15 protein-coding genes are annotated in these 9,923 nt (G+C 43.7%); all 15 read left to right on the top strand.

Features of this window, described 5'->3' with window-relative positions; translation table 11 throughout:
• Nucleotides 1–20 precede the first annotated feature (20 nt).
• The 15 genes from ACJBF3_RS21350 to ACJBF3_RS21420 all read left to right on the top strand — a co-directional run bounded on the left by ACJBF3_RS21350 (nucleotide 21) and on the right by ACJBF3_RS21420 (nucleotide 9,517).
• Nucleotides 21–632: a DUF6012 family protein gene (locus ACJBF3_RS21350; protein WP_001371923.1), complete on the top strand. Its 612-nt coding sequence runs from the start codon at nucleotides 21–23 to the stop codon at nucleotides 630–632.
• Between the two features lie 570 nt (nucleotides 633–1,202).
• Entirely contained in the window at nucleotides 1,203–2,012 is an 810-nt protein-coding gene (locus ACJBF3_RS21355) for a toxic anion resistance protein (RefSeq protein WP_000368643.1), read from the top strand.
• Entirely contained in the window at nucleotides 2,009–3,121 is a 1,113-nt protein-coding gene (locus ACJBF3_RS21360) for a toxic anion resistance protein (protein ID WP_000609386.1), read from the top strand. The genes ACJBF3_RS21355 and ACJBF3_RS21360 overlap by 4 nt, the downstream gene beginning before the upstream one ends.
• Nucleotides 3,111–4,004 carry a hypothetical protein gene (locus tag ACJBF3_RS21365; protein ID WP_000252081.1) on the top strand — a complete coding sequence of 298 codons (894 nt, stop codon included), beginning with the start codon at nucleotides 3,111–3,113 and terminating at the stop codon, nucleotides 4,002–4,004. The genes ACJBF3_RS21360 and ACJBF3_RS21365 overlap by 11 nt, the downstream gene beginning before the upstream one ends.
• A 174-nt stretch (nucleotides 4,005–4,178) precedes the next feature.
• Complete coding sequence (locus ACJBF3_RS21370; protein ID WP_000336109.1) at nucleotides 4,179–4,406, top strand: hypothetical protein; 228 nt, start codon at nucleotides 4,179–4,181, stop codon at nucleotides 4,404–4,406.
• A 178-nt stretch (nucleotides 4,407–4,584) separates the two neighbouring features.
• Nucleotides 4,585–4,905, top strand: a complete 321-nt coding sequence (locus ACJBF3_RS21375) for a hypothetical protein (protein ID WP_000071366.1) — start codon at nucleotides 4,585–4,587, stop codon at nucleotides 4,903–4,905.
• A 516-nt stretch (nucleotides 4,906–5,421) separates the two neighbouring features.
• Nucleotides 5,422–5,733, top strand: coding sequence for a DUF957 domain-containing protein (locus ACJBF3_RS21380; protein ID WP_001165367.1), 312 nt, complete (start codon nucleotides 5,422–5,424; stop codon nucleotides 5,731–5,733).
• A gap of 4 nt (nucleotides 5,734–5,737) precedes the next feature.
• Complete coding sequence (locus tag ACJBF3_RS21385; protein WP_001371932.1) at nucleotides 5,738–6,229, top strand: DUF3085 domain-containing protein; 492 nt, start codon at nucleotides 5,738–5,740, stop codon at nucleotides 6,227–6,229.
• Nucleotides 6,230–6,781: 552 nt separating this feature from the next.
• Complete coding sequence (locus ACJBF3_RS21390) at nucleotides 6,782–6,985, top strand: hypothetical protein (protein WP_000781547.1); 204 nt, start codon at nucleotides 6,782–6,784, stop codon at nucleotides 6,983–6,985.
• A 54-nt stretch (nucleotides 6,986–7,039) separates the two neighbouring features.
• Complete coding sequence (locus ACJBF3_RS21395; protein ID WP_000551490.1) at nucleotides 7,040–7,264, top strand: hypothetical protein; 225 nt, start codon at nucleotides 7,040–7,042, stop codon at nucleotides 7,262–7,264.
• A gap of 39 nt (nucleotides 7,265–7,303) precedes the next feature.
• On the top strand, nucleotides 7,304–7,504 hold the full coding sequence (locus ACJBF3_RS21400) for a hypothetical protein (RefSeq protein WP_000814953.1): 201 nt from the start codon (nucleotides 7,304–7,306) through the stop codon (nucleotides 7,502–7,504).
• 222 nt (nucleotides 7,505–7,726) lie between these two features.
• The gene (locus ACJBF3_RS21405; protein WP_000633161.1) at nucleotides 7,727–8,038 is read left to right on the top strand and encodes a hypothetical protein; all 312 of its coding nucleotides are present in this window, start codon (nucleotides 7,727–7,729) and stop codon (nucleotides 8,036–8,038) included.
• A 53-nt stretch (nucleotides 8,039–8,091) separates the two neighbouring features.
• Complete coding sequence (locus tag ACJBF3_RS21410; RefSeq protein WP_000802040.1) at nucleotides 8,092–8,268, top strand: hypothetical protein; 177 nt, start codon at nucleotides 8,092–8,094, stop codon at nucleotides 8,266–8,268.
• A gap of 145 nt (nucleotides 8,269–8,413) precedes the next feature.
• Entirely contained in the window at nucleotides 8,414–8,695 is a 282-nt protein-coding gene (locus tag ACJBF3_RS21415; protein WP_000703842.1) for a hypothetical protein, read from the top strand.
• Between the two features lie 216 nt (nucleotides 8,696–8,911).
• Nucleotides 8,912–9,517: a hypothetical protein gene (locus ACJBF3_RS21420; RefSeq protein WP_000137794.1), complete on the top strand. Its 606-nt coding sequence runs from the start codon at nucleotides 8,912–8,914 to the stop codon at nucleotides 9,515–9,517.
• Nucleotides 9,518–9,923 lie beyond the last annotated feature (406 nt).

A 9,923-nucleotide genomic window follows, 5' to 3' on the forward strand; every position in this document is an offset into this window, starting at 1 on the left:
TATATCCTTCAAAGGAGAAAATGATGTATCTGCATCTTGTGCCCCGTATTCTTCACCATATGAAAAACAAGTGTACTCTCGTGTCAGTTTCTGTACCTGAATTGTCACTTGAGCTTAAAGCTGATTCGCTGGTGGCAATGAAACCTTATCCCAACAAGTCCTACCACGTTGTCATGTTGAAGGGGCGACGTGCATTAAATGGCTTTCTGGTAAAAAGCCCACGGACTTTAACTGAGTTCACAATGATAACAATCTGGGAAATTGAAGGCTTTGGAAAAATTAGTCATACCGTAAAAACGCTCGTTCAGGACAAAGACTATGACTTGGTCTCCCATGATGTCCTTTTGGCACATGCATACCATCAGAGGGAGGAAGAATTGGGGTACCGTGTACATCCATCCTATGACAGTCTAGCTCCCGTCGATTTTGAACCAACAATGCAGTCAAGGTACATAAAGGAATCCGATCTTTCCCACGACGTATGGGAAACCTATTCATGGGGGGAATTGCTGCGTTCGCGTGAAGAGACATTTCTGGCGATGACCATGTCATCTGCTCGTTTAAGCCATCCAGCATTCATCAGAGGAAACCGACTTCCTCAAACTGACCAGGCCATCATTATCAGTTCGTAACGACCTTTTATTCTTTTTGATGCCAGGCGAGTCTCCTTTTGCCTGGCCACTTTGATTTATTGCCTGGGAGTAACCTATGGATGAGCAAGATATTCTCCGCGTTATAAACGGCCGTGAGATTGATGCTTCTGACCTCCTGGAAGAAGCTATGCCGAACGCAGCCCGACGCTTTTATCGTTTAACTAACAGCATGAACAAATTGCTTTAGGAGGTCAGGGAGCACTTTCCTGACGCGATGTATTACTCTGCCAGCGGAACGGTAAGCCTGCTGTTGGGGAGCAGCCACGACAACAATGACCATCCGGTTAGAGAAATGGTCGCTGTAAGGTCACCAGATCTAAACATTGAAGGCGGTGATTGGTAGGTCAAGCAGGGGATCTATGTGCACTTCATGTCCTAACTTCATCCAGTGCTGAATTCAGTGCACAGACAGTAGGGGACTTCTCCTTTAATCAGAATGGCAAAGGGTTACGTGAGGATCAGATTCTATTTTTTTGCCTCGAAAACGGATAAACCCAGGTTTTGGCGCTTTAACCGAAAAATCAGCAGAACGGTAAATGATAGGCTGTCATGGATAACCATTTTGAGGCAAAAATGAACGTTTCAACTGACAGCAGCAACATATCGATAGCAGAACTCAAAGAAGAATTTATACCCGGTCTTCTGCTTAATGCTGGGGCAATAAGCCATTACGGCGACTCGGCTTTATCTTCGAAGGCTATGGATAAGTATTCAAATCTTCTGGAGAAAGACGCAGTTACCGCTTTATCAGGAGCCTTGAACCGTATCGTAAGTGCCTTAGCGGAGGCAGATCCACGTTCTATCAGTAGCAATCCATCCTGGTTTTCCCGCTTTACGGGCAAACACCTTGAAAAGCGCGTTCGTTACCAACACGCACGTGAGAAGGTGGAAAATCTTATTAATGAGGGGAACGGATATCTGACACATGTGAATGAGACGCTACTGGCTTTAGAAGAGCTGCTTGAAACATATGTGTCAGAAATCAAACGCCTTAAAATTTTTATCCAGGCAGGCCATGAGTTCCTTAGGGATTCTACCGAAGAAAAAAATAGTGACGATCTAAGCCTTGTCTTCGATAAACCGAGGGAAAGATTTGCCAGACGTTTAGCTAACCTGGCAACACTGCTTGCGTCTCATGAAATGGCCGCCATGCAGATGGAAATCACTCGCGGGACTTGTATAGATATTGCTGACCGCTTTAACGAAACTATAAAAGTCCTGGTTCCAGTATGGCGGCAACACACACTTTCGCTGTTATCAGTAAATAACACTGACCCTACGATTGTTAGAAAAGCTAATCAGGCCCACGAGGCTCTTCTAAAAAGCCTGCGACAAAATTTAGAGGGATTCCAAAAATGATTAATAATTTGACCACCAAAACTGAGGTTGTTGCTTTTACTTTGACTTCCGCTGAACTGGAAAAGTTCGGGCTGAATGAGCAAGATGAACAAGAGATTAAAGCCGTCGCGGAATGCATTAATGCCGATGATCCAGGAACAGTTTATCGTTTTGGCCGGGCAATGGGGGAAAACACTGCTAATTATGCGGATAGCCTGCTTGAGCAAATTCGCAATAAAGATTTAGACGAAGCCGGGAGCAAATTAACTGAAATTATCAACCTTGCAAGAAATGTAAACATCTCGAACTTAACTGAAAGTCGTTCAAATCTGCCAGTTATTGGCCCTTTGTTGGATAAAATCCGCACCCGTGGGAAGAATTTCGCCGCACAGTTTGAATCAACTCGTGAACAAATCGATGCTCTGGTTTCAGAGGTTTCAGTTACACAGAATAGCCTCGGTTCTAATAATATTTCGCTCCAGCAAATGTTTGATGAAGTCGTTAAAGAACACCACTTAACAGGTGTACATATTGCTGCCGGTAAATTAAGGCTGGGAGAATTACAATTAAAAGCAGAAAATCTCAGAGCTAATGTTGGTAACAATCCTGCTAAGTTCCAGGAAGTATCTGATCTGGATACGCTAATTGCTAATTTAGAAAAACGTATTGGCGATTTAGTTGTTTCTCAGCAGTCTGCTATGCAAGTATTGCCAATGGTACGGATTATACAGGCAAATAACCAAAGTCTTATCGACAAGTTTCATAGCGTCAAAGAGGTTACTGTCCCTAATTTCAAGCGTCAGTTTCTGTTAGCCATTTCTCTAAATGGACAGCGTAACGCTGTAAATCTTGCCAATGATATCGATAATGCCAACAATGAGTTACTCCGTAGTAATGCAAAATTACTGCATCGCAATGCAGTAGAAACTATGAAAGCAAACCAACGGCTGGTTATTGATATAAGCACCCTTAAAGAGGTGCAGGATACGCTTATCCAGACGGTTGGCGATGTTGTTAAAATCCAGAGAGAAGGGGCTATTAAGCTCAGGGAAACAGAAAAACAGGTTCTTGCCATGCGTGAGAATTTGCGCACCCGACTGACACAAAAAGGGGTAGATCATGGTGCGTAACCTTAAGAGTAGTGACGATTTTTCCCGTGAACTGTCATTTCTTTTTCACCGGTCTATAAAGATTAGAAATTCAGGTTTCGCGATATTTGGTGCGGGCCTGCTGATAATGATTTTTGGTCTTTGCTTGTGGTTGCTGTCATTACACCTCTCACCTTCAGTTCTGGACTTTGATATTGATGTGCCCTTGTCATTCTTCAATTCATCTGAAGGTGAAGATAAGTTAGTGGTTTCGGATTTTGGCGATGCATTTGGAGGCTTCCTAACTACATATTCTAAGTTGCTATTAGGGATTATGGGGCTATTAGTAGTTTCTTCAACTGCCTTTAAAATTTTAAAGGGGGAGGAAATAGGTGAGATATTCCCGATGCTTCTAATTGCTGGCGCTTTTCTTATCGGCTTGTCAGTTTTTACATCTGCTTTAGGTTCGGAAGAGACTGATGCCACTTCAGCTTCGACTGTAAAGGTTATCAAGAAATATGTAAAACATGAAAAATACGATAAACTTGTCGCATATTTAAATGATAGTAATTGGCCCTCAGGCGAAGAGGTATCTGTAAACTATTTAAAGGCGCAACTACATATAAAACTCGGCAAGCCAGATGTGAAGTTAACACAGAATGTTGTTAGGGCGTATATGTCTGGTGTATTACAGTCAAATATTCCCGTGAAAGTTCGTTATGCATTGGAAAAGACAGCTTTAGATAAATCCGTCTCACCACTTGCGATTCGTTATGAGCAAAAACGTATGTCTAAATCACATACCTTTTCAAAAGCGTCGGTTAATTGTCTTAAAGTAGGTAGTCCCGTCGCATTCGTTGGCGTTTTGTTCGCTCTTCTTGGTATAAAAATCAGGCGGCGAGTCAGATTCTTAGAATCAAATTGAATGAAAGCCCGGTACGCTGGGCTTTTTTATTCAGTAACTTTTATCAAATATGTAGTAATTTACCGGAATCTGCTTCTCCAGCTTGTTAGCTGAAAAGCTTACTCAAGTATAATAATCTACTTCTGATTATGTTTTTTATGGTTTTATTTTTACACAACTTATTAAGGATACATGATGTGTAACTTTACTCCTGTTCAAATTATTGCTGATTATATACTGAGGTTTCTTAAAAATAATACTGATGCCAAGCTTTATGAGGCAATGCAGCGTCTTGAAAAGAAAATTGGTCAGTTTGTCGCTGATGGGGTTGATGAACATCAATTACGCTCTTCATTAAGCAAAGTCTGTCGATCTCGTTCCAGGGCGGCTCTTAAAGAGGAGTGTGAACAACTCATTCCATAAAAAGAACATCATACGGGAAAGTTACTTTAACGGTGAATGGCTCGCTTCTGGCGGTTTAAGTTGACGGCCATTCCTACCATAGCCATCATAAAGTATGATTAGCATTCGAGTGTGGCACTACTAATTTTAATGGGCTACGCATTCAGTCTCCACCTCTCTAACTATAAAGGTTCTTTTCATGTCCAATAGCTTCGATAAGCCGCAAACGCTCCCGGTACATAATTCTGATGCCGAACCCTTTTTTCCGAAAAACCTTGGTCCATTTATCGAGCAGGTATCCGGAAGGGATCTGGCAATGCTCACAGAATCAGAGAAGGAAAAACTTGCGCACCTGATCAGAACTGGGCGTAAATATGGAGTTTCTGTCGCTATCGTTCCTGATACAGATTCTGCTGAGCTTCATGAATTACTGTCTAATGCCGATTCCATTGAAAGGCAGTTTTCCATCTATGAACGCATCCAGACGAAGATTGCGTTCACGCGGTGTCAGGAAGCATAAACAAAGTGAGAAATACAACTACGTGGTATGACGTAGAACATATTGAAATCACCACAGGCGAGCGAGGCGGCAGGATATGGGTGCTGAAGCTCTCCTGTGGCCATACAGTATTTCGCCGAATACCTCCTATACGTCTTCATAACCTCACAGCTTTTTCTCTGCGGGAGCCCCCAGAAAAATGTCGGTGCTCTCTTTGCAATTCAAGTCCATAATAAAGCCTTTTTAAAGGCCACAAACTGCATATCACTGGATAAATCATCCTCTACAGCGTTCATTCTTAAACGCAAAATTTATATTTCATTCATTCTATTTTAAAAGCGTTATAAAAGACGGAATCCTATTTAGTCTGTTTGATGCTTAAATCATCTTCAGTGCCTTTTATCTTTTACCCAGCGACTTTAACATTAACCTGAGCAGAAAACTTGTTTTCAAACTAAGTTCGAAAACTTTCTGCTCAGGTTATTAGCCGGGTAAGCCACTTTGTTATATTTGTTTCATGTTAACAGAGGAGGCGATATGCAAATTGAAAAGGTGATGTCATTACTTGAAGTGCTTTCAAGCTGGCTTGAAGATAACATCAATATGGATTCTGAAATTATCTTTGATAATGACGAAGATAATACCAACTCAGAAATTCTGTATCCTGCTGTAGAAAAGGCTAATGCCGTTTTGCGCAAAATGGCATCTTTATCTTCAGATTCTGTTCATGCAATTCGACAGCGCTTGCAGCTTGCCGTAGAAGGCAAAGCTGAATTGTCCCTCAAGGATGTGGGAGAGCTTCTGCTGGCAACAAAGTATCTGATGTTGTCCACTGAAGAGGGAGAGTAAGCCTGTGACCACTCTCGTATTTGAAATGGCAGATATCAATAAACTGATCGAAGAAATTCGCACCGCAAAAACGTTTTCGGTCACCCCAGATCAGATCTATGACCCGGCATGCTATCCGGGGGGAGCCCTCCTTAACGCTGAGGGACAGACTGAAGAAGAGGCGCGTAAAGCTGGTAGGGTTTTCTTTCCCTCATCCTCAAAAATTGCCAGCACACATCTGGTGCCAAAAGTGCTTCTCGCGCACAGTCATGGTGTATACCTGATCACTAATGCTGAGCTTGAGGGCTCTCCCGCATCCCGCGATACTGTGGCTTACGCCCAGGGGATGAATCCAAAACTGGATGAGGACTGGGATTACGCTTGTGATGCCGCTTTGGGTGGGTCTGATTGTAGCTATACCATTCCCGTTGAGTGGCTGGAGTTAGCGGTAGAGCAGGGTTTTCAGGAGTTTCGACTTCGAATGAGTGAAACCAATATCAAACTTGTCAGCAAATAGTATGTCCTTGCTGTATCCAGTCAAACATTGTCCGCCAGTCGAGCTGCTGGCGGATTGTTTTATATAAGGCCGGGAAGGTATGTCAGGTTTAAGCAGTTCCGCCCAGAAGCTTACAAGGGCGCAGATTTACGTGTTAAGACGGATGGCATCCGGCACGATCTATGATATCTCTGGCAATTTCAGACGGGCCAGAGAACGGCGTACGTTTATGGGGAATCCTGATGATGTGACGTGCAGGAGCTCTCCGGTCCTGTTCCGGCTGGGCCTCGTGGAGTTATGCCAGCCAGTAAGGCATCTGGAGCCAGGTTTATACTATCGGCTCAAGTTGAGCTCCTCAGGGCATGAAGCTCTTAAGGCGAACGCACACCTCTAACATTTGAGATAGTTCGTTCGCAGCCAGGAAAGTAACTTTCATCTCAAGTGTGACCCTTACTACCTCATTTATGAGTAAAACCCCCCTCTGATATGTCGAAAATGCTCATTTATACGAAAATAGTTTCTCTTCAGGTGTGATGTAATTACTGAGAATTCTCCCTGAATGGAAGGCAACCGATGAAAATGTTTTTTACCCCTTATGTTCGTATCGTTTTCTATTTTTGCGCATTGATTTTTATTGTTTACAGTTTCAGTGATTTTTTCCAGGGCGTCCCTGACAGCACCTTCTTCAGTGCGGTCATCACGCTACTTGTTATCGGAACCATTGTTGCCCGGCATCTGGATCGCAAAAAATCTCTCAAATATACTTCACAGATTTAAGTTTCCACTCAGGCCACTCTCGGGTGGCTTTTATAATTTAATAAGGACCGGTTCATGCATAACCACGAAATTCAGACCATTGCTATATTTAGTGCCCAGTATAAAAACATCGAAGATGCTGAAAATGCAGGTGCTTTATATTCAGTAGATATTGAATATCCGATGACACTAAATGATTTATCGCGGCTTTGCGACTCTATTGCCGAAGCAGTAGGTGTGCCTGGCGGCGTCAAATACCAGTTCGTGTCCCAGCCGGAAGCGCATGAAACCAGCTTCTGATAACCAGTAACCAAACTGCCTAAAAGCAGGTGCAAAGCCATGAAACAAACAAAGTCTTCTATGTCACGTATTGTGCAGCTGTACGACGGGAGCCGATACGGAAACTGCGAGCAGGCTGATAACGAAGGAGAGCTTTTTACGGTGGTGTTGAATAAGCCTTCGCAGATCGATGACATCCGTAAAATCGTAGACACAACCGCCGAAGTACTTGGCAAAGCTTTGCCAGTACTCCTCTTTTAAAGCTTACATCCGTGAAGGATAATTACGGTCTTACTACTTTCAGTTTTTCATTCCAGTGCCGTCCATTTTAATTTATCGATTTTAAGCGGTCGGCGCTATTTCATTGTTTCTTTTCCGACTGTAATTCCTTATATATAGGAATATTTCAAAGAATTTATCTCAGGTTATTTGTGGCGTGGTGCCAGTTGTTATAATGATTCCACATAATCTGGAGAGTCAATCATGATCACATCTCTAATGAATTTCCGCGATTTAACCGGAGAGGCAGTCATCCAGGCGCGGCAATGCGTTATTAATGCTGAGATCGAAGCGGCCCGGGAAAAGGTAATTCATGCTCGTTCGTTATTCAAAGCGGGTATACATAATGTTGTAAACGGTAGTTCTGGCATTAAGGCTGCGGCAGCACATTTTCTGGTGATAAAACGTTTACAGACTGACACTCGGTATCTGGACGCGGTTATCACTGATAACCTTTGCATGTTTTCTCCTGAGGGTTATCTGTATCTGTTTATGCAACAACGTTATTTCCTATAAAACAATGGGTTAGGTAAGTATCTTTCCATTAAAAACATTAAAAAGGTGACTTGATGAAACCATTTGGACTTGCCGGAAAACCCCGGCCCGAACCTTGCGGCTGCTGCTGGTATACCCGTGAGGACTGCCCTTACGTCAGCGCAAAACAGATCTATCGCCGCAGGCAGCGCAAGGCAGAACGCCAGCGTCAGCGCAGCACCATTGTGATGGCCGTTTCTGAATTTCGCTGACCTCTTCTGGAAATATCATTTTTTCTCCAGAAGAATTTTAAAATAAAGGGAAATCTTTTCACGGGTATCTGATGTTTATTGTTTATGGTAAATTGCGCCACATTAATTGTTTGTGGCGCAGTTCGTGATGGCTTAAGGATATAATATGAAAATCAGCCAGCTGGAATCCGGGATGCAGGTTTGGTCTGTAACCCGTACCAAAATGGGAAATACCACCATTTCAACGGTCATTGTCCACCCCGTTGTCATTATTGAAATTCATGATAACCATGTGATTGCTCGCTGGAACGGCAATGCACCACGTCGGTTTGGAGAAACGGCTATCAGGGGCTGGAAGAAGGAGAAGCCACTGCTTGTCCGTGAGCCTTTCGGAAATGTTCGTCTGGCCACCCGGGCTGAAAAAACCGCTATGCAGGAAAAAGAGTAATACCCCCTTTTAGCACCCACAATTTCACCGTCCATCTGCCTTTAACCTTGCCTGTTATTAACGGAATCCTTTCTGACTGGGCGGATCCCACGCATAACCTGAACTGTTGGCTAACCGTCTTACAGCCAAATTCCCTCCTTTATCTGGCAGGAGTGCGTCCGTGAGCTCTGTATGATCTACGTGTTTGTTAAGTAGAGCACATAACAGGAGTGGGGTATGACTGAATTAAATAAAAGCCCGTCCGGTTTTTCCGGAGCTGATGTCAGTAAAGAACAGGCTGCCATAAGGGCACTTGTAGAAAGAGTAGTGACCAACTATCGCAGCCGGACAGCACCTGATCGGGTTCAAAAGGCTTCGGTAGCGTTTAATGGGGGATTAATCCTGACCCTGATGCTGGCCTTGACGCTATTGGGCTACCTTGTGGCGGAATTGCTCAGGGGGTATGTTGCGGATAGTTCACCCTATGTGCCCGGTCTAAGTTATTCGCAATTTTCGATGCTTATGGTCGTTGAGCTGTGTCTATGCTTTCTTGCATGGTTTTTGGTTGTCACAGGGGACTATCCCCGGCCGTGGATATTTCAGGTAGTCCCGATGGAGCAGTACTGGTTCTTTGACGAAGTGGATGACGACGATCTTGCCCGGCTTTCCTGTAACCCTTACATCAAGCGCTGGCTACTTGATGAAATGTCCGGTATTCATCGACTGACCTACACGAGGCTGCATGATCGACTGGAGCGCATCTGTAATATTGCATCCCATCTCGAATACAGCCGTATTCAGGCACATAAGATTTCCCTAATCAACGGAAGCAGTGCCTCCTGATCCTACCATTGCATCCGGAAATTAAACGGGCAGGAACTGCACTGTATGTTCCGACCCAGCAGCTGCCCGTTACCCTTTTCTTTAGTATAAAATGACTTTCGCCGACAACCGGAAGTGAATCATGTCAAATAAATGAAAAATCAGTAATTTATGTAGGCGGGGTGTTTGGCTGATCAGGGCAGGGTGGTATAATAACGCTGGTGCTGGAGGCTTTTGCCCCAGCCAGCGGTAACACTGTTTGACTGTGGTAAAAGCAGAAAGCCCCGAGTAATTTTTCAATTAACCTGTACTGCACCCATTTTGTTGGACGATGAAATGGAATAGTCCCTGATATGTCAAAGCCAAAATACCCCTTCGAAAAGCGCCTTGAAGTCGTGAATCACTACTTCACAACTGATGATGGTTA

This window comes from Enterobacter sp. PP-008-ECC_S150 (genome assembly GCF_045257065.1).
In the GTDB taxonomy this organism is placed as follows: Bacteria; Pseudomonadota; Gammaproteobacteria; order Enterobacterales; family Enterobacteriaceae; genus Enterobacter; species Enterobacter chengduensis.